Annotated in this window: 23 protein-coding genes and 1 tRNA gene; 15 read left to right on the top strand and 9 right to left on the bottom strand. The window is 68.2% G+C overall.

The genetic code is table 11. From position 1 onward, the window contains the following. Nucleotides 1-3: 3 nt before the first annotated feature. Nucleotides 4-660: a hypothetical protein gene (locus B1729_RS10395; protein WP_163632610.1), complete on the top strand. Its 657-nt coding sequence runs from the start codon at nucleotides 4-6 to the stop codon at nucleotides 658-660. Here B1729_RS10395 and B1729_RS20870 read toward each other — a convergent pair. Then, nucleotides 647-775: a hypothetical protein gene (locus B1729_RS20870; RefSeq protein WP_275575842.1), complete on the bottom strand. Its 129-nt coding sequence runs from the start codon at nucleotides 773-775 to the stop codon at nucleotides 647-649. The two genes, B1729_RS10395 and B1729_RS20870, sit on opposite strands and share 14 nt — an antisense overlap. A 21-nt stretch (nucleotides 776-796) precedes the next feature. Between B1729_RS20870 and B1729_RS10390 the strand changes: the two genes are divergently transcribed. Beyond that, nucleotides 797-1,438 (top strand): nucleotidyl transferase AbiEii/AbiGii toxin family protein, encoded by a 642-nt coding sequence (locus B1729_RS10390; RefSeq protein ID WP_163632608.1) that lies wholly within the window; start codon nucleotides 797-799, stop codon nucleotides 1,436-1,438. Between the two features lie 56 nt (nucleotides 1,439-1,494). On the opposite strand, the gene B1729_RS10385 is transcribed toward B1729_RS10390, so the two are convergent. After that, nucleotides 1,495-1,707, bottom strand: a complete 213-nt coding sequence (locus tag B1729_RS10385) for a helix-turn-helix domain-containing protein (RefSeq protein ID WP_163632606.1) — start codon at nucleotides 1,705-1,707, stop codon at nucleotides 1,495-1,497. Between the two features lie 95 nt (nucleotides 1,708-1,802). On the opposite strand from B1729_RS10385, the gene B1729_RS10380 reads away from it, so the two are divergent. The 3 genes from B1729_RS10380 (at nucleotide 1,803) to B1729_RS10370 (ending at nucleotide 4,712) form a co-directional block, all read left to right on the top strand. Further along, nucleotides 1,803-2,528, top strand: coding sequence for a hypothetical protein (locus B1729_RS10380; protein WP_163632604.1), 726 nt, complete (start codon nucleotides 1,803-1,805; stop codon nucleotides 2,526-2,528). Beyond that, nucleotides 2,515-3,663 carry a site-specific integrase gene (locus B1729_RS10375; RefSeq protein ID WP_163632601.1) on the top strand — a complete coding sequence of 383 codons (1,149 nt, stop codon included), beginning with the start codon at nucleotides 2,515-2,517 and terminating at the stop codon, nucleotides 3,661-3,663. The genes B1729_RS10380 and B1729_RS10375 overlap by 14 nt, the downstream gene beginning before the upstream one ends. A 731-nt stretch (nucleotides 3,664-4,394) precedes the next feature. Further along, the gene (locus tag B1729_RS10370; protein ID WP_163632599.1) at nucleotides 4,395-4,712 is read left to right on the top strand and encodes a hypothetical protein; all 318 of its coding nucleotides are present in this window, start codon (nucleotides 4,395-4,397) and stop codon (nucleotides 4,710-4,712) included. Between the two features lie 236 nt (nucleotides 4,713-4,948). Here the strand turns inward: B1729_RS10370 and B1729_RS10365 are convergent. From B1729_RS10365 to B1729_RS10345, 5 genes are all read right to left on the bottom strand, one after another. After that, a tRNA-Met gene (locus B1729_RS10365) sits at nucleotides 4,949-5,021 on the bottom strand. A gap of 167 nt (nucleotides 5,022-5,188) precedes the next feature. Next, the gene (locus B1729_RS10360) at nucleotides 5,189-6,511 is read right to left on the bottom strand and encodes an FHA domain-containing protein (protein WP_163632598.1); all 1,323 of its coding nucleotides are present in this window, start codon (nucleotides 6,509-6,511) and stop codon (nucleotides 5,189-5,191) included. 392 nt (nucleotides 6,512-6,903) lie between these two features. After that, entirely contained in the window at nucleotides 6,904-7,434 is a 531-nt protein-coding gene (locus B1729_RS10355; protein ID WP_163632596.1) for a hypothetical protein, read from the bottom strand. Nucleotides 7,435-7,436: 2 nt separating this feature from the next. Beyond that, nucleotides 7,437-7,844, bottom strand: coding sequence for a DUF4383 domain-containing protein (locus B1729_RS10350; RefSeq protein ID WP_163618003.1), 408 nt, complete (start codon nucleotides 7,842-7,844; stop codon nucleotides 7,437-7,439). Nucleotides 7,845-8,124: 280 nt separating this feature from the next. Next, nucleotides 8,125-9,732 carry an FAD-dependent oxidoreductase gene (locus tag B1729_RS10345; RefSeq protein WP_239539588.1) on the bottom strand — a complete coding sequence of 536 codons (1,608 nt, stop codon included), beginning with the start codon at nucleotides 9,730-9,732 and terminating at the stop codon, nucleotides 8,125-8,127. Nucleotides 9,733-10,036: 304 nt separating this feature from the next. Here B1729_RS10345 and B1729_RS10340 point away from each other — a divergent pair, with 304 nt between their 5' ends. The 6 genes from B1729_RS10340 (at nucleotide 10,037) to B1729_RS10315 (ending at nucleotide 18,598) form a co-directional block, all read left to right on the top strand. After that, complete coding sequence (locus B1729_RS10340) at nucleotides 10,037-10,675, top strand: Rid family hydrolase (protein WP_163618002.1); 639 nt, start codon at nucleotides 10,037-10,039, stop codon at nucleotides 10,673-10,675. A gap of 92 nt (nucleotides 10,676-10,767) precedes the next feature. Beyond that, on the top strand, nucleotides 10,768-11,514 hold the full coding sequence (locus B1729_RS10335) for an EAL domain-containing protein (protein WP_163632594.1): 747 nt from the start codon (nucleotides 10,768-10,770) through the stop codon (nucleotides 11,512-11,514). 199 nt (nucleotides 11,515-11,713) lie between these two features. Further along, nucleotides 11,714-12,703, top strand: coding sequence for an NADP-dependent oxidoreductase (locus B1729_RS10330; protein WP_163632592.1), 990 nt, complete (start codon nucleotides 11,714-11,716; stop codon nucleotides 12,701-12,703). Nucleotides 12,704-12,795: 92 nt separating this feature from the next. Beyond that, nucleotides 12,796-13,689: an aldo/keto reductase gene (locus tag B1729_RS10325; protein ID WP_163632590.1), complete on the top strand. Its 894-nt coding sequence runs from the start codon at nucleotides 12,796-12,798 to the stop codon at nucleotides 13,687-13,689. 222 nt (nucleotides 13,690-13,911) lie between these two features. Further along, nucleotides 13,912-14,256 carry a CU044_2847 family protein gene (locus B1729_RS10320; RefSeq protein WP_163617973.1) on the top strand — a complete coding sequence of 115 codons (345 nt, stop codon included), beginning with the start codon at nucleotides 13,912-13,914 and terminating at the stop codon, nucleotides 14,254-14,256. Next, nucleotides 14,243-18,598, top strand: a complete 4,356-nt coding sequence (locus B1729_RS10315; RefSeq protein WP_163632588.1) for a trypsin-like peptidase domain-containing protein — start codon at nucleotides 14,243-14,245, stop codon at nucleotides 18,596-18,598. Before B1729_RS10320 ends, B1729_RS10315 begins: the two co-directional genes overlap by 14 nt. A gap of 9 nt (nucleotides 18,599-18,607) precedes the next feature. Here B1729_RS10315 and B1729_RS20745 read toward each other — a convergent pair whose 3' ends face one another. Further along, complete coding sequence (locus tag B1729_RS20745) at nucleotides 18,608-18,988, bottom strand: heme-binding protein (RefSeq protein ID WP_239525886.1); 381 nt, start codon at nucleotides 18,986-18,988, stop codon at nucleotides 18,608-18,610. 66 nt (nucleotides 18,989-19,054) lie between these two features. Here B1729_RS20745 and B1729_RS20740 point away from each other — a divergent pair, with 66 nt between their 5' ends. Both B1729_RS20740 and B1729_RS10305 read left to right on the top strand, forming a co-directional pair. Next, nucleotides 19,055-19,459, top strand: a complete 405-nt coding sequence (locus tag B1729_RS20740) for a hypothetical protein (protein WP_239539587.1) — start codon at nucleotides 19,055-19,057, stop codon at nucleotides 19,457-19,459. Then, nucleotides 19,456-20,469, top strand: a complete 1,014-nt coding sequence (locus tag B1729_RS10305) for an HNH endonuclease signature motif containing protein (RefSeq protein WP_239539594.1) — start codon at nucleotides 19,456-19,458, stop codon at nucleotides 20,467-20,469. The genes B1729_RS20740 and B1729_RS10305 overlap by 4 nt, the downstream gene beginning before the upstream one ends. Nucleotides 20,470-20,711: 242 nt before the next feature. Here the strand turns inward: B1729_RS10305 and B1729_RS10300 are convergent, their stop codons facing one another. Continuing rightward, entirely contained in the window at nucleotides 20,712-21,734 is a 1,023-nt protein-coding gene (locus tag B1729_RS10300; protein ID WP_163632584.1) for a YafY family protein, read from the bottom strand. A 61-nt stretch (nucleotides 21,735-21,795) separates the two neighbouring features. Here B1729_RS10300 and B1729_RS10295 point away from each other — a divergent pair, with 61 nt between their 5' ends. Further along, nucleotides 21,796-22,893: an ATP-binding cassette domain-containing protein gene (locus B1729_RS10295; protein ID WP_163632582.1), complete on the top strand. Its 1,098-nt coding sequence runs from the start codon at nucleotides 21,796-21,798 to the stop codon at nucleotides 22,891-22,893. Beyond that, nucleotides 22,890-23,684, top strand: coding sequence for an ABC transporter permease (locus tag B1729_RS10290; protein ID WP_163632580.1), 795 nt, complete (start codon nucleotides 22,890-22,892; stop codon nucleotides 23,682-23,684). Before B1729_RS10295 ends, B1729_RS10290 begins: the two co-directional genes overlap by 4 nt. Nucleotides 23,685-23,820 lie beyond the last annotated feature (136 nt).

Here is a 23,820-nt window from a genome sequence, read left to right as displayed (position 1 = left end):
GCAGTGGCTGAGGACGTCGATCTGCTGCGAGCCGTCGAACGAGCCCCTTTGCGCACTGCGCGGCTCAAGGATCTCGATGGTTTCACCGCCCTCCCATGGCGCGTGGTGAATCAGCTCGTCGAGCGCGGCGCGCTCGCCCGTTTGACCCACGGCATCTACACCGCTCCCCCCGATGGTGAGGACGGCCGCACCTGGATGCCGCCGCTCGAACCAGCAGGTCTCGCTGTGGCGGCGGCGCGGTTCGGCCATCGAAACGTCGCACTCACCGGGATCGGCGCGGCCCGTCACTGGGCGGCGATTCCGCGTGCGATCGGCGTCACGACTGTCGCTGTCGAGGGCCGCAACTACGTGCCGGTCACCCTCGACGCCGGCGGCATCGTGCACCTCGTCGGGCGCGACCTCGATCGACTCGACCTCGTCCTCGACCGCACGGCACTGGGCCCGGGGCTCGTCACCACGCCGCCCCAAACGCTCTACGACCTCCTGATGCGGCCGGCTCAAGGCGGAGTGCCCGATGAAGCGGCCGCTGCCGCCACCAATCTGGCAGCTCGCGTTCAATTCGATGAACTCGCGCGCGTGGCGGAAACCGCCGGCCGGGCAAACAATGCCGTGCGAGAGATGATCGCCGAACTGAAGGAGCGAAGTGTCACCCCGCGATGACGCGAGGCGCGAGCGGCCCATACCAGGGGTGCTCGACCCGAGTGAACGTCGGAAGGTCGAAGCCAGGTTTGGAGTCGGTGCCGAGCAGGTCGCCCGCGACCACGTCATCTCCCATGCGCTCTCCGCGATCGCGAAGATGGGGACTGACGACATCGTCTTCTTCGGTGGGACCGCGCTCTCACGAACCCACCTCACCGACCTCCGTCTCTCTGAGGACATCGACCTCATCGCCGTAGGAGACCGCCGGGAGATCGGCGATCGACTCGAGTCGGAGATCGGGCGGCAACTGCAGCGGACGCTCGGCGCGGTCACCTTCACACCCCGACTCCGACAGGCGCGGCACTCTGAGCCAACCGTGATGCAGGTCGGCGACGTCCGGGTGCAGATCCAGCTGCTCTCGGCGGAGGGGTATCCCCCGTGGCCGACCGAGGTGGTCGAGATCGATCAGAGGTACAGCGACGCGCCGCCTGCCGAGCTGAGAGTGCTCACCCGTGCAGCGTTCGTCGCGTCGAAGCTGTCCGCATGGAGCGATCGCGGTGCACCGCGCGACTTGTACGACCTCTGGGGAATGGCTGAGGCAGGCATGATCGACGGTGACGCCGTCGAGCTCTTCGGTCGCCTGGGGGTGCACACGAGCGCCGGGAAGGTGTCCTTCGCGCGTATCCCGTCTGATGCGGAGTGGCGAGTCGCACTCGGGCATCAGGGGATCATCCGGGTTGGTCCGCGGGATGCTGCGGACGCGGTCCGCGCTGCGCTCGAGGCCGCCCCCTCGCGGTAATCGAGCGCCCGTCGCATGGAGATGACATGTCGCGATCGCGTCGCGTGCGTCGCGGACTATCTGGGCGCCAGCACGTCGTCCGTCCGCGTACAGGCGCGACTCTCCATCCAGTCGACCACCTCGGACCTCTTGTAGAGAATCGTCTTCCTCGACAGCCGGTAGAACTGCGGGCCGACGCCTCGGTACCGAAGCTGTGCGAGGGCGGCTTTCGTCATGAACATGAGCGTCGCGGCCTGCGGGAGTGTGAGCCACTCATCATCGGCATCCATGTCAATCTCCTTGCGTCACTGTGTCACCGATACGCACAAGCTAGACCGATTGCGTACCCATGTCAATAGCACGCATCTTGTGGCATCATGTGCGCATGGAGAAGAACGCCGTCAAGGCATCCGGCAAAGGCATCCTCGTTCCGCCGGGGATTGCTGTGCGGCCTGTGGTGCGCGGAGACCTCGATCTGCGGAGCGAGGACGCTGCTGCGCTCGAACCCGGCCAGGAAATCCGCGTGACCTTCCGGCTCGAGTACTCGCAGTCCAAAGGCTGGTTCGAGGTCGCTGCGTTCGGTATCGACCGATTGGATGCCGACCTTGAGGTGTCCGGCGCCTTCCTGCGAACGGTGCGCGTGCACGCGATTACGAAGCTCGGGATCCTGGCCGCCGTGCCGGAGTGGGCGTTCCAACTCGCGCAGCTTCGGAATCTTCGCGAGCGCGGGGGGCTGCGGAGCTTTCCTGAGTTCGCCCCGAGCGACGATGACGCGCTGCTTCTGACCGCGCTGATCTACCGCATCGCCGAGATCTCGGGGGAGAATCCCGCGTTGGCCGTTGCGGAGTCGATCGGCCTGAAGCAGCGCACGGCGACGAACTGGATCCAGCGGGCTCGCGGTGCCGGGTACATGACGAGCACTGAGCACAGTGCGTCGGTTCGCCGGGTTGCCGAATCCATCAAGCCGTTCTGGAGCACTCACATCGAGGAGGATCTCGATGCCATGTTCCAGCGAAACAACCTCTCCAGGGAGGATGTGCGGGCGTTGGTCGAGCGCGAGCTTGCGGAGCGGGACCAGCCGGACGGGGAGGCGTCTCATGGGAACGATTGAGGCGTACGAGACTGCGCGCGGCAAGCGGTACCGCGTGCGCTACCGCACGCCCGACCACCGGCAGACGGACAAGCGCGGCTTCCGCACGAAGCGAGAGGCGGATCTCTTCCTCGCCACGATCGAGGTGTCGAAAGCGACGGGCGAGTACATCGAGCCGTCTCGAGCCCGCACCACGATCGCGGAACTTGGTCCGGGATGGCTCGAGGCCAAGCGAGCGCGGCTGAAGCCTTCGAGCTATCGCGCGATCGAGGATGCGTGGCGCGTCTATGTCATGCCCCGGTGGGGCGCGACGCCCGTGTCGGCGATCACACACAGCGACGTCCGCACCTGGGTCTCGCAGCTCGCCGCCGGCACGGCGAAGACGAATCGGCGCGACAGCGTCCGCACTCGCGGCCAGGCCACCCGCAAGAAGAGCGCGACCGTTGTGATCCGGGCGCACGGGGTGCTGGCATCCGTCCTCGACATCGCGGTCAGGGACCGTCGAATCTCCCACAACCCGGCGCGCGGGGTCGACAACCTGCCGCGCAAGCACCGCAAGGCGCATCAGTACCTCAGCCATGAGGAAGTGGAGCGGCTCGCGGTCGCGGCCGGTGAGTACTCGACACTCGTGTACCTCGCCGCCTACACAGGGCTGCGCTGGGGAGAGCTGACGGCGCTTCGCATCCGCGACGTCGATGCGCTGCGCCGGCGTCTCGCCGTGAACGAGAACGCCGTGCGCGTCGGCGCGGAGATCCACGTCGGCTCGCCCAAGACGCACGAGCTGAGGTCGGTGCCCTACCCGGAATTCCTCGCGCTGCCCATCGCGAAGCTCTGCGAGGGTAAGGGGCGCGACGGGCTGCTGTTCGGCGCTGGGCACGAGTACTTGGGTCGTCCGCGTTCCTCAGGCAGTTCGCGGTCGTGGTTCATGACAGCACTGGATGCCGCGGGCCTCGAGCGCATGACGGTGCACGACCTGCGGCACACCGCCGCCTCGCTGGCGATCAGCTCGGGAGCGAACGTGAAGGCTATACAGCGGATGCTGGGCCACGCCTCCGCGGCAATGACGCTGGACGTCTACGCCGACCTGTTCGACGACGACCTGGACACGGTGTCGGTGGCGCTGAACGAGGCGCGGAGCGCGGCGATCGCGCGCTGAAGATCGGCTTCGCCGCTGGTTGCAGTTCGGCCCAGTCGCCTTGCAATGCACTGTTCGAAAAGAAGGCTGCGACCTATTGCTCGCCAGAACGGGGGCGTTGGTCGCCACGCCACGTCGCGGCTGTCGTCCGGCCCGATCGAGAGCGAGAGACCTTCACTGGACTCCGTCTGCACCCTGGTGGTTGTTAGGCGGGACTAGCGACAGTTGGTATAATTCCTCTCAAACCCGGGCCGTATGTCCACGCGACCGGGGTTGTGGACCTCCTAAGAGAAGACATTTCGAGTACCAGGGCCAGGGGGCTAGTGACGCCCCTTGCCTTCATGCGGAAAGTTCTGTCCCAGCATCTCCTCTTAGGTGCGCGCCCCACACGCGCTCCAGAGATGCTGCCAGGGAGCTCCGACCGAGGAGTCCTACCCGCCCCGCCAATGTGCGGGGCTTTCTTGCGTTCTATCGGCGACCCCGGTGGACGCACCGAACGCTTTCGCAGGACGACAACTGAATTGCCAACCAACAAGTAGAACGGATGTGATCCACGTGTCCCAGCCCTCGCCGCACCGTTGCGGAAAGGTCCGCTTCCGCGACCACCGTGAAGCGGTTTCAGCCCTCCACAATGTCGCCACACTCCGCCAGCGCGCGGAGGAGGCCATGCTCCCCACGCGACGGCGAGAGGTGCGCTCGTATGAGTGCCCGCGTTGCCAAGGCCACCACCTCACCAGCAAGGCGGCGGCCTGATGGTTATGAGTTACGTCGGCCCGCGGGAAATCGGACCATACGACGACTGGGACGTCGAACGGCTGCGCGCACTTGCAACTCCGCGCGGTGATCGGGCTGTGGCATTCACGATCAGACAGAACGGTCGCGTCGACAGCACGGGGCGCTACGGCCCCGCTTGGCTCTACGACGACCTGAGGAACGAATCCGACCTGCTGGATGAGATCTCCGAGGTTTTCCGGCTCTGGCGCCCGGAAGGCGGACGGTGTGAGGTCGTTGGGCGTGAGATTCGCTTCTCACGGAACGGGCATGTTTTCGCAGTGATCGGCGAGTGGTGAGTTCTCGTCCTAGGCGTCGAGCTCGCCGCCCGCGGCCGTAGCCGTCGTCGGGCCGTCCACGAAGCTCGGACTGGTCGCCGATGCCGCGACATGCGAGGTGCCACCGATGTCCTGAGACATCACACGCTGCCTCACGCCCTGAAAGTGTGGGCAAAGTGTGGGCAAACCCATGTCACAGGTAGGCAACGCGACCTGCGATCCTTGGGAACACTGGGATCGCGACCCGTACGAATTAGACGCGACGGCGGGAGTCGAACCCGCAACGCTGCCGGGTATGAACCGGAGCCCGGGACCGCCCGGATCGCCGCGATGACACCACGGTATGCGCGCAGCGCATGGATCGCCTGTGAGAGTCGGAGCGCGTCCGAAAGTGACAAGTTGTGACGCGACCCGGACGTAGCAGTTGCCGCGTCGACCCGTCCGCTACCCCGGAGCGATGAGGCGGAAATGCGCCGTCATGGGTCGCCTACGCAGGCTCAGCCCTCCGCAGGAAAGACCAGCGATCGCTCGTCGATTGTGGTTCCGTCGCCATGGGCAAGCCTCACATTCGCCTGGTAGGGGGCGGGGGAGATCAGGTCCGGCACCCAGATCGTCACACTCCCGCGGTCCCGATCCGTCGTCGCGTGCAGGGTGTAAGCGAGCTTCTCTTCGCGCCAGACCTCAGGCACGCTCTCCCCAGCCAAGTACCAGGTGATGATGAGGTCTTCGTCGGCGAGCCCCTCCACCGCGATCCCAACGGCCAATGTGGAACCCATGAAATCGGACCCCTCGGTCGTCGACACCGGCTCGACCCAGCTCATGGCCTCGAGGAAGGTGGTCTCCTCGGTGGTGGCCGGTTGGGTAGGTACTTCGCCCGGCTCGGCGGTCACGATGGGGACGGGCTCCCGTGTGACGTTCTTGTCCTCGTCGCGCAGGAGCGTGTCGTCGGGTGGGATGCTGGGCACGCTCTCTGGGGCGGGCACATCTGTGCTGTCTTCGTCATCGTCCGAGCTTGTGTTGTCCTCAGGTGGGAGCGTGGGGACGACCCCCGGGCCCGGCGTACGCACAAGGGTCGGCTGAGGGGTCGGAGACGACCGGAGATCGGTCGGTTCTGGCTCTGGCGCGAGTTCCGACGTGTCAGTGGGACCGGAATGGTCAGCTGGTGCGGATGTCGCCGCCGCGAGAGCGAACATCGGTTGATCGCCGAATGCCGTCGGGCCGGGACTCAACTCCACCGTCGACCCCAGTCGGTCGGTGGAGAATTCACTGAGGCGCGTGTCGCCGAGGTCCTCGATCGAGATCTCGCCGAAATCCTCGACATCGGGAGGCATGAGCGTGGTCCCCAGGACGATCACGGCGGTGATCGACCCGGCGATGGCGCCGGCTCCGATGATCAGCGACTTGCCTCGCACATACCAGGGCTTGCCCGTTCCACCGTTAGCGTCGCCCGGTGATACCTGCCGGGATGCTTCGGCGCCTCGAGTGCTCGCGAGGATTGTGGTCGTGCCCACGCGGATGCTGTCATCCGGTGAAAGGCGCCGCGGCGCGACGATGTGGGCGCCGTTCACCGCGGTTCCGTTCGCGGAATCGGCGTCCTCCAGCCACACACCGTCCAAGGTGTTGTGTACGACGGCATGGAGTCTGCTCACATCCGCGTCGGCGATGACGAGATCGCAGGTAGCGGACCTGCCGATCGCTGAGTCACCGTCAGGGACGATCCAGAATCGTGGCGGCGTCGACCCGTCCAGCACCACGAATGAGCGAATCCGTGATGCTTGTTCGTGCGTCATCTGCGTCTCCGATCTCGGGAGCAGAGCCACGGCCGAAGCTTTTCGCGTAAGCGCAACAGGGCGTCTTCGCCCTAGCGTCTGGGTGCACCGGGGACACCGTGCCCGTGGTTCTTAGACGTGATACTGCGAGGAGCCGCAAGCGGCCGCGCTGATACAGGTCGCGAGAGCTTGGCGTGGCTACCGCCATCACGTTCAGGCGTCGTCGCAGCCGGCCGAGATGAACTACCGGTCGTATGACGTGAGCGACGGGCTGAGGGGCCGAGAACACACCCATGACCGCAAGCGGAAACCGCCCCGATCGCCGCCATGAGCCCACACTGAACTCGAATCGCAGGGGCCGCCCGTGAGTTGCTGAGCGTGTCTTATGGTGACGACGGGTAACGCGACCGCGTGCCGCGAAGGGGCGGCGGCTGCGGCATCCGTCAATGTCCGTCGTGGGTGACGACCGGGAGCACGGTGCCGTCGGCGTCGAGGAGTGCGGCCCCCTGGCACGCGCCGAGCGCGGGAACGACGAGCACTGTCACGACAGCGGCCGCAGCGATCATGCCCCAGAGGCTCGTTCGCCTCGAAGGACGCCGGCGGCCGCGCAGGATCCCGCAGGCCACGACAACTCCGAGGGCGATCACCAAAGCGATCGCGAGGACGCTCGCTCGGCCCGGCGCGGTTGCGAGCAACGCCAGCGCCACGAGCGCCCCCACGGACACGCCGGCAACCGCCCCCCGCGGTGCCGGCGTGCGCTCGAGGGCGAGGCTCGCAGCCCCCCACGCCAGGGCGCCGAGGCCCAGGACGACGGAGAGCACGCCGAGCACTCGCGAGAAGGTGTCGGCCTGGATCGCCACGATGGCGGTGGCGCCGAGCGCCGCACTGACCAGGCCGAGACCCCACGCGGCAACGGGCACCCACGACGGCGCGCGGTCGATGCCGCGCTCCGTCGTGGGTGCCTCGCGCCGCACGATCACGCGGTCGCGACCCGCGACGACCGCTCGGCGCCCAGGCCGACACCGAGCAGGACGAGAGCGCTGGCGAGGTGCAGGAAGTGGTCGGGGGTGTTCAGCGCGAGGATGTTCGCCGCGGTTCCGACGAGGAAGAAGCCCACCACGCCGAGGAGCAGGTACGCCGCGCCGACGGTGATGTTCACGATCTTCGCGGGGCGGACTCCGCGCAGACCGGCGATGAGCAGCGCTCCACCGATCAGGAGGTGCGCGATGTTGTGCAGCGGGTTCACCTCGAAGATGCCCAGCAGCAGTCCGCCCTCGGTGGCGATGAAGCTGACACCACCCGTGAACGCGAACCCGAGCAGGCCGACGAGCAGATAGACGGCGCCGAAGACCGTGGCGACGATGCGGTTCGGTGACGAGCCCATGGGAGACCTCTCTTTCTCAGCGGCGATCTGCCGCGCTGTGAAAGGTCTTCGGTGTGGGTGGCAAATCGGATGGGATGCTGCGGCCTGAGGGTTGATCGTGGGCTCGGGGCGTTTCGTCTCGCTCGCTGGCGCTCGCTCGCTCAACGACCGCGGCAGAAGCGCCTCAGCATCGGAACCCCGTCGCGCGGGTTGCTACCGCCGCTCAGTCCTCCGGCTGAGGACGCTCAGTGGGGACTCGGATGATCGAACGTCGAGTCCCCACTGGCGCACTCGGGTGCTCTCAGCCCGCCATGACCCGGGCGTGAAGGGCCTGCACGGCGTAACGCGCCGACCAGAATGCTCCGTGCTGCCACGCGGAGATCTCCGACATCCAGTCGCCGGCGAAGTACACGTTGCCGGAGCCGGTCTGGAGCTTCTTGAACCCCGCTGAGGCGGTGTTCGGGAACGCCCACGCGCCCTCGATGTAGGGCACCCGGTGCCACGCGATGGAGAACGACTGCTCGAGCTCGGTGCGGTACTTCTCGCCGTGGATCTTCACACCCTGTGCCACCGCGCGGGCCTCGCGGTCGCGCGGGCTCAGCGCTGCGTAGGTGCGAGCGGCGTTGCCGGTGTTGTAGTAGCCGACGACGAGGCCCTTCTTCTCGCCGTACCCGGACGACGGGTACCAGATGTGCTGCAGGTCCATGTCGGTCTCGGTGATCCCGCCGTAGATGCGGTGATCGTTCTCCCACCACCGCGAGCGGTACTGCAGGCCGATCTTGCCCGCCGGCGACGCCGCCGAGAACTCGCCGAGCGCAGCGTCGATCTCGGTTCCCCAATTCGTGCTCCACTTGCGCATGAGATGCGCCGGCGCGGTGACGATCGCGAAGTCGGCATCGATGACGCGTGCGGGCCCGTTGGGCGGGCTGTACGTCACGGACACGCCCGACGGCGTGTTCTCGATGCCGGTGACCGGAGACTGCAGGTGCACGTTCTGCCGGCCTATCGCCTTCACGAAGTAGTCGTAGATCGTGTCCATGCCTCCCTTGGGCTGGAACATCAGCATCGCCTGCTCCCAGTTGATCTCGAACGGGAAGTAGTTGCCCATCCTCGTTCCGAGAACCTCGGATATCGTGCCGGGGCCGGGAAGTGGAGTCCCGTGCTCGTTCCAGGCGGACGGGTAGACGGAATAGCCGCGGTTGGAGCCGCCCTTGTACGTGCCGTCGGCCTGCAGCGAGCCCCACCGGCTGAGGAAGTCGCGCAGCCGCTCTTTGTCGGTCGCCGTGAGCTTCTGGTCGAGCGCACCCTGATCCGTGGCATGCCTGAGGAGCTCGGAGGTGTAGCCGAACCAGTCGGCTTTGGCGGTGCGGTAGCGGGTCGGATTTCCCGGCGTCGAACCGGAGTTCTCGTTGTAGAGGTAGGCGTCGGCGTTCGCGTTGGTGAAGACCTCGTACGGCACACCGAGCTCGCGGAGGTAGTCCATGGTGACCATCCACTGCGCGATGCGTCCGGCGCCGGCATTCATGTAGACGCCGTTGTCCCACTTCGCGGTCTGGGTGTGGCCGTCGAGGTCGGTCTCCTTGTCACCTGGCCGGATGGTGAGGGTTCGGCCGCCGGCACGGTGGCGCGCCTCGAGAACCGTGACGTGGTAGCCCGCCTTCTGCAGTTCGTACGCGGATGCAAGGCCTGCGGGGCCGCCGCCGACGATGACGACCTTCTTCGAAGAGCGTCCCGTGAGGGAGAAATCGCTGCCGCTGGGCGGCGTCCACGACAGTGAGGCGGCGTCCGCCTCGGTCGGCGCGAGGCCGAGTGCTCCCATCGTCGCGAAGAGCACGCCGGCGGTGGAGCCTGCGCCCACAGCATGAAGGAAGCTGCGGCGCGAAACGCTCGCGGGTGTTTGAGTTGCCACGTATTAACCCTCTCGATCTCAACGCATCACCCTGCGAGGCGACCGCCGCCCGCGAGGCATGATCAGTGCGTCACGCGCACATATGGGCAATATGCCAGTGCGGGAAATCGACCATATTTCCTCCGCTTTGCGGGGATGTAAACCCGTTTGAGTCCGGAATGTCACCAGGCAGCCCGGAGAGCTCAGTTCGCGTCACAGCCGGGACTCAGCGATGACCTCAACGGGAAACATTCGAATGGGAGGCTTCATGCGCCATGACGCATGCACCAGCACGGCTGGTGTCTCGCCCGGAACGAGGAGACCCATGAAGACCCGCTACAAGATCGCGCTCGCCGTCGCCATCACCGCTGGAATCGCCGTCCCGAGCACCGCGGTTGCCGCTGACGCGCTGTTCCGCCCGAAGCCCACGGAGGCCGTCCCCTTCGTCACCGGTGACACCCCGTCGATCGCCGATGGGGTGGCCCTCGGCAAGAACGTCGCCTGGTACAAGTCCTCGGGCCTCGGGCCCTCCGCTCTCAACACCACGCCGGGTATCTCGGCCGAGGCTCGCTACATTCCTACCGACGTTTTCCCCGGCGGCGCACTGCCTGCGGGTGTCACGATCACCGAGGCGCAGTCGATCAACGCTCTGATGAGGATCGGTGAGAACCTGAAGAAGGCGGGCCTGTCCTACGAGGACGTGACCTCGATGCGAGTGTTCCTGCAGAACCCCGCCGGCGACCAGGCGGCGGATTTCGCCGGCTGGAACCGCGGCTACCGGCAGTTCTTCGCGAACACGAACCTGGCCACCGGCGAGACCATGCAGGTGCAGCTGGGATCCGTGGCCGGCGCGCCGGAGGTTGTGAACCCCGCGCGTCCGTCCCGGTTCACGATCGAGGTCGAGAACCTGCCCGTGAACGGATGGCTGGTCGAGGTGGAGGTCGACGCCGTCTACCCCGAGTAGGCAGACGGCGCTGCGGGGGCGGACTGTAGCCGATAGCCGACCCTCGCATCGCCGGTTTGCAACGGCATGGCCGGACGGGGTGAACTTGACCAATGCCCACGACCGACGACCTCGCCGACGAGCTGGCGATCGCCGTCGGCGGGGCCGACATCTTCGCCGTCTATCAACCGCAGGTGTCTTTGGAGAGCGGGTCGATCGTCGCCGCCGAGGCACTATGCCGCTGGCGGCATCCACGGCTCGGCGACATCGATCCCTTGACGATGATCGGTGTCGCGGAACGCAGCGGCGTGATCCATGCGCTCGGCCGAAGGATGCTCGATGAGTGCCTCGACGCGCTCGCCGGGTGGCGCGAGACAGGCCGCGACTGGGCCGTCGCCGTCAACGTCTCGCCGCTGCAGTTCGAGGACGATTCCTTCGCCCATGATGTCGCCACCGAGTTCGAGCAACGCGCGTTCCCGCCTGGGTCGCTCGTTCTCGAACTGACGCAGGACGTCGAGTCGGTCGGTGAGCCCGTCGTGCTGCCGCAACTGCACATGCTCCGCGAGGTCGGAGTGGAGATCTCCCTGGCGGGATACGGCGTCAACGCGTCCTCGCTGGATGGACTTGAGGGTGTGCCGCTCGCCGAAGTGAAGCTTCCAGGGGACCTGGTGCGGTCGACAGGGGGACCCGCGTTGGTCTCACTGCGCGACAAAGTGGAGATCGCGCACGCACACGGGCTGCGAGTGGTCGCCGAAGGGGTCGAGACTCTCACCCATCTCGACATCGCGGTGCAGCTGGGCTGCGATCGTGCGCAGGGCTTTCTCATCCGGCATCCGGATTCGGACATCGGGTTCCCGTAGACAGTCGCGAGCTCGAGCGCGACGAGTGCAGCAACCGGAATCGGATGGGATGCCGCGGGTCGGCGTTGCGCTTCGGCTCGGCGCGTTTCGTCTCGCTTCGCTCGCTCAGCGACCGGGGGTGCATCCGTGCCGGCTGTTCCGACGGAATAGTTCTTCGAGGCCAGCGCCGGCCTCGAGGGGAACTGGAGGAGGAATCGCCATGCGAGCACCGATTGAGGCATTCGCCTACCGCTACGCCGATTACGGCGACGCCGACGTCCTCCACCGCCATCAATACCCGCTGCCTGCTCCAGGGCCGGGCGAGGTGCTGGTCGAAGTGATCTCGACGGCGATCAACCACATGGACGCCTTCCTGCGCAACGGCAAAGAAAACACCTGGCACGACGACCCGTGGCCGCGGTTCTCCGGCAGCGACTTCGCGGGCATCGTCCGGGGCTGTGGCCCGGGCGTGACCAGGCTGCGAGTCGGCGCGAGCGTCGTCGGGCACACCAGGACCGGCGCCCACGCGAGCCACGTCATCGTGCCGGCCGACCAGCTCGTGGGCAAGCACCGGAGCATCGAATGGGAGGTCGCCGGCGGTCTCTTCCTGGCCGGAGCCACCGCGTTGGAGACCCTCGATGACCTTCGCATCGGCTCCTCCGACACGGTGGTCGTCTCCGCGGCGGCGGGCGGCGTCGGCAGCATCGAGGCGCAGGTGGCGAAGCACCGCGGCGCCCGCGTAATCGGCACGTGCGGCGAGCGCAACTTCGACTACCTGCGGCAGTTGCACATCACCCCCGTGAAGTACGGCGAGGGGATGGCGGAGCGGATCCAGCGGGTCGCGGGCGGACCGGTCACCGCCTACATCGACAACTACGGCAAGGACGGCCGCGAGGTCGCGGAAGCCCTCGAGGTTCCTCCCGAGCGCTATCGCTCCAGCGCGGACAGGCGGGAGCTCGAGCTGCGGCTGCTCCGCGACGACGCCGAGTCCGTCTCGCATGCGACGCAGGTGCTGCAACGCGTGGTCGACCTGGCCGGCGTGGGAGCGTTCCGCCTACTTGTGTCGGGCCTCTACCCCATCGAGGACATCGCGGATGCCTTCGAAGACCTGGCCAAGCTGCACTCGCGCGGCAAGATCGTCCTGGCCACTCATCCGGTCACCCGCACGCGCTCGCTGCGCGCCCGGGAGATCTTCGAACGGATGCCGTAGCCCGGGCTTTACGGCCTCGGCGCAGGGTTGTCCAGTCCCTGCTTCGTGTCGCACAGCCCTGGCAGGCTGGGCGCATGCGAGAAGGAAATGCGATGAAGCAGCGCACGCTGGCGGGACGACAGGTTTCGGCGATCGGGCTCGGAGCCATGCCGCTGTCGATGAACAACGACAAGGAATATCCGTCGTTCGAGGATGCCGTGGCCACCGTGCACGCCGCGCTCGACGCCGGCGTCACCCTCATCGACACCGCCGACATCTACGCCCCGGACGGCGAGGAGATGGGGCACAACGAGCGCATCGTCGCGGAGGCGCTGCGCACCTGGGACGGCGACGCGTCGAGCATCTTTGTCGCGACGAAGGGCGGCATCAAGCTGGGCGAAGGTGGCGCCAAGGTGCGCGACGGGTCGGAGGCGTACCTGCGCTCGGCGGTCGAGAAGTCGCTCGGCATCCTCGGCGTCGACCAGATCGAGCTGTACCAGTACCACCGCCCCGACCGCTCGCTCGTGTACGGCGACATCATCGCGGGTTTGAAGGCACTGCAGGGCGACGGCCTCGTGCGCGCGGTCGGCATCTCGAACGCGAGCGTCGAAGAGATCCAGATCGCGATCGACGTGCTCGGCGAGGGCAACCTCGCCAGCGTGCAGAACGAGTTCTCGCCGAAGCATCCGGGAAGCATCGACGAGCTGCGCTTCTGCGGAGAGCGCGACATCGCGTTCCTGCCGTGGAGTCCGCTGGGCGGCACCGGCGGGGGAGCACGCCGGGTCGGCGATCGGTTCTCAATGTTCCGCGAGGTGGGCGAGGCGCACGGCGTCAGCCCGCAGCAGGCGGTGCTCGCGTGGGAGCTGGCGCTGGGATCGCACGTCATCCCGATTCCGGGTGCGCGGCGCGCGGCATCCATCATCGACTCGGCTCAGGCGTCGGAGCTCGAGCTCAGCGCGGACGAGGTCACACGGTTGTCGGAGTCGGTGGGGATCTTCGACGACTGAGTCAGAAGATCGATGCTGCGAGTCACCGACGCCGCGACGGTGAGCCGTGCGGAGGTGCGCGCGGGAGGGCCCGTCGGGGCGCGTGGATGTATCTCCAGATGCCGCGCGACCTCTTGGCCAGCAGGGCGATAGGACCGCAGCGGGGTGCCCGATGTCCATGGCGCAAATGCGCGGAACGCGGGACGATGAGTGCCTAGCTTCGTGGAGCGCGAAGGAGACGGCATGGCCGAGGTTGTGGGATTCGCCATGGTCGGTGGCGAAGGCGAGGTCTACGTCGAGGTCAAGGACGACGACGTCGGGGTCGCGCGGGCATCCCGCGGCGGCGAGCTCTTACACAGCGCCGTCGACGTCGGGGCCGCGCTCGGCAAGGTGGAGGAGTTCACGACCGGCGTGCTGGAGAGGTTCCGGAGCCTGCCGCGGCCACCGGACTCGGTCGACCTGGAGTTCGGCATCAAGCTCAGCGCCGCAGCGGGAGTCGTCATCGCCCAGACCGGCGCGGAGGGGCATCTGACCGTGAAGCTGAGCTGGACCAAGCCGGCCAAGGGACAGGACGATGCCGACACCTGAGGCCCGGCCGTGGCAGGTCCGGCTGCTCGATTCGACCGGCTCGCCGATGGGTGGTGGCGTCCTCGTCGACGAGCGCCACGTGGTCACATGCGCTCACGTGGTCCGAGAGGCGCTCGGCGTGGATGACCCCGCCGTGCAGGCGCCGGCCGACGTCGTGCGGGTCGACTTCGTGCGCTCCGAATCCGCGCCCGTCGAAGCGACGGTCGAGGCCTGGGCGGATGTCGCCGAAGACGGCCGAGCCGACGTTGCGGTGCTTGCGCTGTCAGAGCCGGCACCTGCGGGTTCACAGCCGGCACCCGTCCGCCGCTCCGAAGGCGTGCTCGGCCATGACTTCGACGTGCTCGGCTTCCCGCGCGGGTACGACGAGGGCCTGAGCGCATCGGGGACGATCCGCAGACCAGCGGGGGGTGGCGGGGACTGGGTCGAGCTCTCTGTCCGGACGGGCACACTCGTTGCCCGTGGCTTCAGCGGTTCCCCGGTCTTCGACGAGGAGCTGGGTGCCGTGGTGGGCATCATCGTGGGCGCCGACAAGGATCGGGAGAACCGCGCCGCCTGGATGATCCCGGTGAGCAGGCTCAGTCGTTACTGGCCGGCTCTGGACGATGTCGTACGCCACTGGTCGATGTATTCGCCCAACGAGTTCGTCAGTCACTGGTCGCCGCGGTCCCGCGGCGTCGAGCGGCACAGCAGCCGCGGCTCGTTCTTCACCGGTCGGCGACAGGCGATGAAGGAGCTGTCCGACTGGCTCGCGAACGGCCCAGCCGACGGTCGGGTGCGCGCAGTGACCGGCGGACCTGGTTCAGGCAAGTCGGCGGTTCTCGCCCGGCTCGCGGTGTTGGCCGACCCGCTGGTCCGTCCGCTGCTGCCCAATCGTCCAGACGAACCGGCGCCGTTCATCGATGTTGCGGTCCACGCCCGCGGAAAGAGCGCCGCCGACATCGTTACCGCGATCGCATCGGCTATCGGGATGCCGCCGTCGTCGTCCGAGACCTGGGTCGACGATCTCGTTTCGCGGGGACGCCCGTTGACCGTGTTGGTCGATGCGCTCGATGAGTCCGCAGAACCTATGGAGGCGGCGACCCTGCTCCGGCGGACCGCGGCCGTGGGAGCGGAATGCCAGGTCAAGGTACTCGTGGGCACCCGCCTCGGGTACGAGGAGGAGCTCCGTCACCAGTTGGGTGCCCGTACCGTCGTGCTCGACTTGGACGTCGAACCCTATCTGAACCGCGCCGACCTGGTCGACTACGTCCACAGTCGGCTCACCAGCGGCGGGGCCGCGTATGAAGGAGCTGGGGAGCCCGCCAGGCAGGTCGCAGAGGTCATCGCCGCGCGCTCCTACCCCTCGTTCCTGCTCGCCCAACTGTCGACGAGTGCCTTGGCGGTCGAGGGCCGCGTCGACCTCCATGTCGACGGATGGGAGTCACGCTTCGCGGAGAGCGTCGCCGATGGCTGGCACGACTATCTGGACCGGTTCGGCGACCGGCGTCGTCAGGTGCAGGACTTGCTGATGCCGCTGGCGTACGCGCAGGGCACGGGTCTGGCGACCGACGATGACCTCTGGCCGAGCCTGGCTTCGGCGCTCAGCGGGCGGCGCTACGAGGCGCGGGACGTCGAGTGGCTGCTCGAGCATGCCGCCGCCTACCTGGTCCAGGAACTCATCCAGCACGACAGGGCGGTCTACCGGCTGTACCACCAGACCCTGGTCGAGCATCTGCGGCGGGTATCCAGAGAGCCCGAGATATGGCGGCGGTTCGCGCGCCATCTCATCGACGAGGTGCCGCGTCGGCTGGATGGACTCCATGACTGGACCCGCGCGCGACCGTACGCCCTCGCCCACCTGCCGACCCACGCCGCGGAGGCAGGGTTGCTGGGTGAGCTCGTGTCCGATCCGTTGTTCCTCGCCAGCGCGGACTCCGATCAGCTCGCCCGCGTGCTGCGCGCAGCGTCAGACGAGGAGTCCCTGTCCATCGTGCCGGCCTACCTCGCCGCACTGCCCGAATTGGGGCCTTCGGTCGACGACAACCTCAACCACTTGGCACTGGCCGCCCACCTGATCGGTCCCCGGGAGCTTGTAGAGCGCATCGATCGTCTCGGGCCGAAGGTTCCACTGCGGGTTCTGTGGGCCACCCCCACCTCGACCGTCCGCAGCCACTACCTCGCCGGAGCGGCGGGTGGTGTGGCCGCGGTCGCGCCGGTTGTAATAGATCGTCGTTCATGCCTCGCGGTCTGCGCGCTCGACGGCACGATCCGGATCTGGGATGCCGACGGCTATGCCCCGCGCGGTCCTGAGCTGGCGATGCCCGGGCACTACGGCTCTCCATTCCTGGCTGCCGCGACGATAGGAGGGCGGTCGGTGGTCGTGACCGGGCGTCAGGACACGATCTACGTGGTCGACCTGCTCGTCGCGGGTCGCGACACCATTACGCCTGAGGTGGTCGCCTCGCTATCGTTCGAAGGGGTGAGCGTCACCGCCGCCGCTGTCTCTCTCTTCGAGGGCGTCGCCACGGTGGCTGTCGGCTTCCACGACGGCGTTGTGCAGTTGCGCCACCTCGACCACCTCGAAGAGGAGCTCGCGACCTGGCAGGTTCACGAGGGGCCCGTGCTCTCGGTCCAGCTCGCCGGGGACGAGGTCGTGACCGCCGGGGCCGACGGCGGTGTCTCCTGGCTGACGGTCAACCCGGACTTCGAGATCTCTCAGTCCTCCTCCAGCGGGATGGACGATGCGACGTGGGTCAACGAAGCTCGCCGCATCGCCACATCCGAGGGTGGCGCCGTGCTGACGGTCGGGTTCGCCGACGGGACCCTGGGCTGGTGGCGTGACGGCGCAGCGAACCCGTCCAGCCGCGTGGTGGCTTCACCGCCGGAGTCCGGAACATACGTGGAGGCGTTCGACGGCGGGCTGATCACCACCACCACGACCGGTTCCGACATGAGGACGCTCAAAGCTGCACAGGAGATGGAGCGGCGACGTCGACGCGAGGCGAGGGAGCGAGAATCGATCGGGATCGGCGACCAGGACGAGGACGTCGTGTCGGAACCCGCGGCCGACCCGCCGCTCGTCGACGAGGACGACGACGACTTCAGGATCCTGGCCCTGCGGGCGGGGGTGACCACGGTCGACGCCACGACGATTCAGTCCCGGCTGTGGCTGGCAGCCGGGGGTTACGACGGCAGAGTCGTACTGGTCGATGATGGCGGGGAGCTGCACGAGCTGCAGTCCAGCGGCCCGCCGGTCTCCACGGTGCGCTTCGTCGACAGTGGCGGCCGGCATCTGGTCGTCGCGTCCGATCGTGGTGCCGGAGGCGGAGTGCACGGGTGGCAACTGACCCCGGAAGGCGTGCCGGTGTCGGGCGACGTCGGCGCGCTCGGCGCCCTTCCGGAGGTGATGTGGACAGTCGAGAGCCCCTCCGGGGACCACGGCGTACTGACCTGGGGTGTGGGACAAGACGTTGCCGTGAGGAACGTGCGCACCGGAGCCGCGCGGATGCTGGGCACGGATCTCGCTGAGCGCGCGGTCGTCGACGTCGTCGTCGGACGCTCCGACGAGGAGGTTGTGGCAGTAGCGCTGATCGAGGAGGGCGAAACCATCGGGCTGGTCCGCGCCTGGTCGGTGGAAACCGGCAGGCTGGTGGCTGACCAACGCCTTTCCGGCCTCGCCGGGGTGACGAGCCCGTACTTGGGCGACGGCCGATTGGTCGCACAGACATACGAGGACGAGTCGCAGGTCGTGACCTGGGGCTTGGGGGAAGAGCACCCGACGCCCGAGGTCCTCACCCTCCGTCGAGAAGGCGCTTCCGTCTGGGGATCGGATGAGGTGCCAGAGCTCCAAGGCGGATTCCGTCGCGTTCCGGGTGGCCCTCCGCAGCTCGTATTCGTTGTCGGCGACACGTGGAAGGCAGCTGTGCTGGTCGACCTCGACCAGGGCACCGCGCGATGCCTGAACGACGAGTTCAGTTCCTCCGAAGCCGCGACAGCCACCATGCTCGGCGGACGGACGGTGGTGCTGGATGCGTCGGGTGATGTCATCGAGGTGTCTGCGCCGACCGACGATCCTTTCGCCCCCGAGCGGATCGCGGCGCTCAGCGGAGTCCAGAGCGAGGCCGTGACCGTGCTTCGCGCCCTCCCCGAGGCGACGCTCGTCGTGTCCGGCGGTGTCGACGGCTCGGTGCGCGTGTGGCACGACCTCTCACCGGAGCCAGACGTTCTCGCTCTGCACTCCCCGGTTCGCGACCTCGAGATCGCCGAAGACCACACCATCATCGTGCTCTGCAACCGAGGGCTTGTCGCCCTCCACCCGACACCCTCGAGAGACGTGGAAGTCTCGCAGCAAGGCGCCGCCTGAACTCGCTCGCTACGAGTCCGAAGGCGAGATGTCTGCGATCCACGCGCGCAGCTGTTCGACGACGAACGCATGGTCGTCGGCCTGCGGCAGGCCTGAGACCCCGACCGTACCTACGACCCCGACGCCCGCGATCGTGAGCGGGAAGACGCCGCCGTGCGCTGCATACTCGGTGGTGTCGAGGCGCGCATCGGTGTCGAAGTCCCCGCCGGCGGCGCGGAAGGACAGGCGCTCCGTCGCGCGACGCCGCGCTCGCAGGATCGTGCAGCGCTCGGGCGGAAGACCGAGCAGGCGGTGGTCGAGCGGAAGGTCTCGGGTGATCGCGGCATAGCGGCGCTGGGCCGCGATTCCTCCCGAGGTGGGGGTTTCGTCGGCTGATTCGAGGTTATCCACAGAAGCGGTGCTGATCGGGTCTTTTGAGGTGGTCCCGATGTCGGAACCCCTCGCCAGACTGGGGGTATGAACTTCCCGCTCGCCGACCTCAGGGGCATCGCCGATCTGCTCGGCGACACCCTCAGCTCGGCGCTCGGTGGCGAGGCGCAACGGGCCATGTCGCACCGCGAGCTGGTCGATGCGCTGGGTGTCGTCGAACGGCTCGGACGGATCACGGATGCTGCGCGCCTCGCGCTCGCCGGTGAGGTCGGGCGACGCGCCGACTCCGAGTTCGGAGGCGATGTCATCACTGCGCAGTTCGGGTGCGGGTCGGCGCAGGAACTCGTGGAGCGGACGACGCTCGTGTCAGCAGCGACGGTGCGGGCACGGCTGCGGGATGCGAAGGCGATCACCGGCCGCGTGACGCTGACCGGGCAGACGCGCCGGCACCGCTCGAGCATGCGCGTGCGGCGCTCGCGGCGGGGCGACTGAGTGCCGATGCGCTGACCACGATCGTCGACGCACTGCGGCCGCTGCAGGGGCGGTGCTCGGTCGACGAGCTCGAGGCTGCCGAGTTCGAGCTCGTGTTGGCGGCAGTGGGCGATGCCGGGGCGCCGGCGTGCGGCATCCATGAATTGAAGGTCATGGCGACCACGTGGGCGTTGTTCCTCGACCCGGATGGCGCGCTCCCCGACGAGGCGTACTCGGAGCGGATGCGGGGGATCCGCGTCAGCCGACGGTCGCGACGTGGGCTGCGGCGGATCTACGGCGACGTCACGGAAGACGTCGCGGCGCAGTTCGACCGGCTCCTGGACGCGCACCTCAACCCGCGCGTGCAGGACCGTGGGCCGCGGTTCGTGGATGCTGAGGCTGAAGGCGCGCCGGACGACTGCGTGCCGGATCCGCGCACCATCGACCAGAAGCGGCACGATGCGTTCGCGTCCATCCTGTCTGCTGCAGCCGGCGCGGCCGAGACTCCCACGTTGGGCGGTGCCGCTCCAACCCTGATCGTCACGACGACCGAGGAAGACCTGGCCGCGCCGAACGGTGTCGCGTTCGTCGAGAGCGCCGCCGGGCCGGCGCCGGTTCCGGCGTCGTTCGCCCGGCACGTCGGCTGCCACGGAACGATCCACCGCGTGACTCTTGCAGCGAACGGCGCGATCAAGGCGCTCCGTGTCGAAGACCGCGTGTTCAACCACTGGCAGCGCAAGGCGATCGGCGCCCGCGACGGTGGCTGCGTCATCCCGGGCTGCACCGTACCCGCCGCCTGGTGCGAGGTGCACCATGTCAACGACTGGGCGAAGGGCGGGCCGACCTCCGTCGACAACGGCGTCCTGCTCTGCTGGCACCACCATCACGGCATCGAGACCAGCGGGTGGGAGATCCGCATGGTCGACGGCATGCCTCAAGTGCGACCACCTGGCTGGGTCGACCCGCAACGACGATGGCGAGAGCCCAACCGGCTCCTGCTCAACGAATTGAGACGCGCGAGGTCCGCGTGACCGCCCAGCTCGTTCGGGACCCCTGTGCCCCGACTCGCAGGAACTCAGATGCGGGGATGGATGCCGCGGCACGAGTCGCCTGCCGGGTTGAGGCGTTTCGTTTCGACCGGGGGCCCAGCCTGCCGCTGGTCGTTGAGCGGAGGGCGCTCTGGCGCACGAAGACGAAACGCCTCGACTTCTGCGGAACGCCGCGGGTGTTGCGCCTCGGTCGCTGGCGCCCCCTCGCCCGACGACCGGCGAACTCAGGCGGGCAGCTGCCGCTCGCGCTCCTTCGCGCGCTGCGGCGGCAGCGGCGGCGCGGGCGCGTCGAGGGCGCGCAGCATCCGCTCCAGCGTCTCGCGCAGCTGCTCGCGGGCGGGCGAGGCGAGGTCGGTCGTGTACTCGACGCCCTCCGGGATCCACGACAGGCCGTACATCGTCTCGCGGAAGTCCCCGCCGCCGACCGGCCACCGGGTCCGGCCATCGCCCTCATCCGAAGCGCCCTGACCCCACTGGCCGAAGTATTCGCGCATCGTCTCGAGGGGCAGCTCCATCACCGCGTCGGCCTCGACCGCCTGGCGCACCCACGACCGCGCAACGAAGATGAACTCCTCGATCTGCTCGGGCGTGAGCGGCTTCGGCTCGAACAGCACCCGGGTGTGCTCGACATCGGCGAGCCGGTCGACGCGGAAAGTGCGCCAGTCCGCTTTCTCGAGATCCCAGCAGAGCAGGTACCAATGCCGGTCGGCGGGTGCGAGCGCGTGCGGCTCGACACGGCGATGAGTGACTTCGCCGGATGCCGCGGTGTACGTGAACCGCACCCGCTCGTGGTCGCGCGTGGCCAGGGCGAGTTCGCCGAGCACCTCGCCCGAGACGGCCGCACCGGCGTTGAGGCCGGCCGGCTGCACCGCCTCGGCCAGCGCGGCGACCCGGCGGCGCAGGGGAGCGGGGAGCACCTGCTCGAGCTTCGCGAGCGCGGTGATGGTCGTCTCGGGACCACTGACGAGCCGCTGGGATGCCGCGACCCGCAGTCCGATCGCCATGGCCACGGCCTCTTCGTCGGTGAGCAGCAGCGGGGGCACCGCGCTGCCGGCCTCGAGGCGGTAGCCGCCTGCGGCGCCCGGCGACGACTCGATGCGATAGCCGAGGTCGCGCAGCCGCTCCACGTCGCGCCGGACGGTGCGCTCGGTGACACCCAGGCGATCCGCCAGCTCGGAGCCGGGCCAGTGACGGTGCGTCTGCAGCAGGTTCAGGAGCGAGAGCGCTCGCGTCGTCGTATCGGACATGACTCCAGATTGCCCTACATTGCGGACCGTAACTGTCCGCATTGGTTCCTAACCTGAGGTCATGGCGAACGAATCGATCATCCAAGCGCAGGGACTCACCAAGCGCTTCACCGTGAAAGGCAAGACCGTCGAGGCCGTCACCGACCTCACGTTCGAGGTGGCGCGCGGCGAGCTCGTCGCGTTCCTCGGACCCAACGGCGCCGGCAAGTCGACGAGCCTGCGCATGCTCACCACCCTGATTCCGCCCACCGCGGGCACGGCGAAGGTCGTCGGCTTCGACATCCTGAAGCAGCCCGCCGACGTCCGTGCCCGCATCGGGTACGTCGGCCAGCTCACGAGCGGCAGCTTCTCGCAGCGCGCCCGCGACGAGCTGCTGAGCCAGGGCGCGTTCTACGGCATGTCGAAGGCCGCGGCGCGCACGCGGGCCGACGAGCTCATCGAGTCGCTGGACCTCGCCGGGTTCGCGACGCGGGCGGTGCAGCAGCTTTCGGGCGGGCAGAAGCGCCGGCTCGACATCGCGCTGGGCCTCATGCACGCGCCGCCGCTGCTCTTCCTCGACGAGCCGTCGACCGGACTCGACCCGCAGAGCCGCGCCAACCTGTGGCAGCACATCATCGACCTGCGCGCCCAGCACGGCACGACGGTCTTCCTCACCACGCACTACCTCGAGGAGGCCGACCGCTACGCAGAGCGCGTCATGGTCATGGACCGCGGCCGCGTGATCGCCGACGACACCGCGGCGCGACTCAAGGCCGAGCTCGCGGGTGACCTGCTCACGTTCGGCTTCACGACCGAGACGGATGCCGCAGCCGCCGTCGCGGTCGTGCAGAGGCTGACCGACCGGGAGGTCCGCCGGACCGGGGGAGAGGCAGCCGCCGGCGGCGCGGCGCAGACCTTCGTGACCGTCACAGCGCCCGAGGGAGACGCGCTGCTCCCCGCGGCCGTGCGCGCGCTCGACGCCGCGGGTCTCGCCGTCCGCACCGCGACCGGCGTTCCGCCGACGCTGGACGACGTGTTCCTGGCGCTCACCGGCCGCACCTTGCGCGAGGCGGGCGAGGGAGAGAGCGAGCCCGAAGAAGCAGATGACAAGACGGATGCCTCGGCCGAGGCATCCGGAACCGCCGACCTGGCGGCCGAGAAGACAGGAGCGAACCGATGACCGCCCAGATCCAGACCCGGCCCGACACCGCGGTGCGGGCGAACCCGGCCCGCGACACCTGGAACGTGCTGACGCGCGAGCTGAAGCCGGCGATGCGCGACCCGTTCACGTTGATCTTCAGCCTCGTGCAGCCGCTGGTGTTCCTCGGGCTGTTCGCGCCGCTGCTCGTCGGCTCGTCGGGCCAGCCGGTCGGCGAGACGCTGCAGTGGTTCGTGCCCGGCGTGCTCGTGATGATCGTGCTGTTCGGCACCGGCGCGACCGGGTCGAACCTGCAGTACGAGATGATGACGGGCTCGCACGAGCGCACTCTTGTGGCGCCGCTCGCGCGGTCGTCGCTGCTGGTCGGCCGGGCGCTCAAGGAGATCGTGCCGATCATCGTGCAGGCGCTCATCATCGTGCTCATCGCCTGGCCGTTCGGCTTCACGATCAATGTGCCGGGGCTGGTGATCGGCCTCGCGCTGCTGGCGGTGTTCGGGATCGGGCTCGGCGCGCTCTCCTACACGCTGGCGCTCAAGACCAAGGACCGCGAGTGGCTCTTCTGGGGCGTGCAGCAGACGCTGATCTTCCCGCTGCTGATCCTGTCGGGCATGCTGCTGCCGCTCGACGAGGCACCGGCGTGGATGCGCGCGATCTCCACTGTGAACCCCATCAACTGGGTCGTGCAGGCCGAGCGCGCGCTGTTCGCCGGCGACCTCGGGAACATCACCGTGCTGTGGGGCTGGGTGGCGGCGATCGTGCTCGCGGTGGTCGGCCTGGCGGTCGGCATCCGCGCGATGCGCAAGAGCAGCTAGGACGGCGGGGACGGATGCCTCGGACCGATGTGGGCTGTCGGTCCGGGGCGTTTCGTCTCTGCGTTTCGACTCGCAAGATCGCTCGACGACCACGCTCCTCGCTCGCTCAACGACCGGGGGTGGCGTGCGGTCGTTG

Origin of the sequence: Microbacterium sp. B35-04 (genome assembly GCF_010634885.1) — a bacterium.
GTDB lineage: Bacteria > Actinomycetota > Actinomycetes > Actinomycetales > Microbacteriaceae > Microbacterium.
Note: the sequence above shows the minus strand (reverse complement) of the source record. Positions and strands in the feature narration are given on the sequence as shown.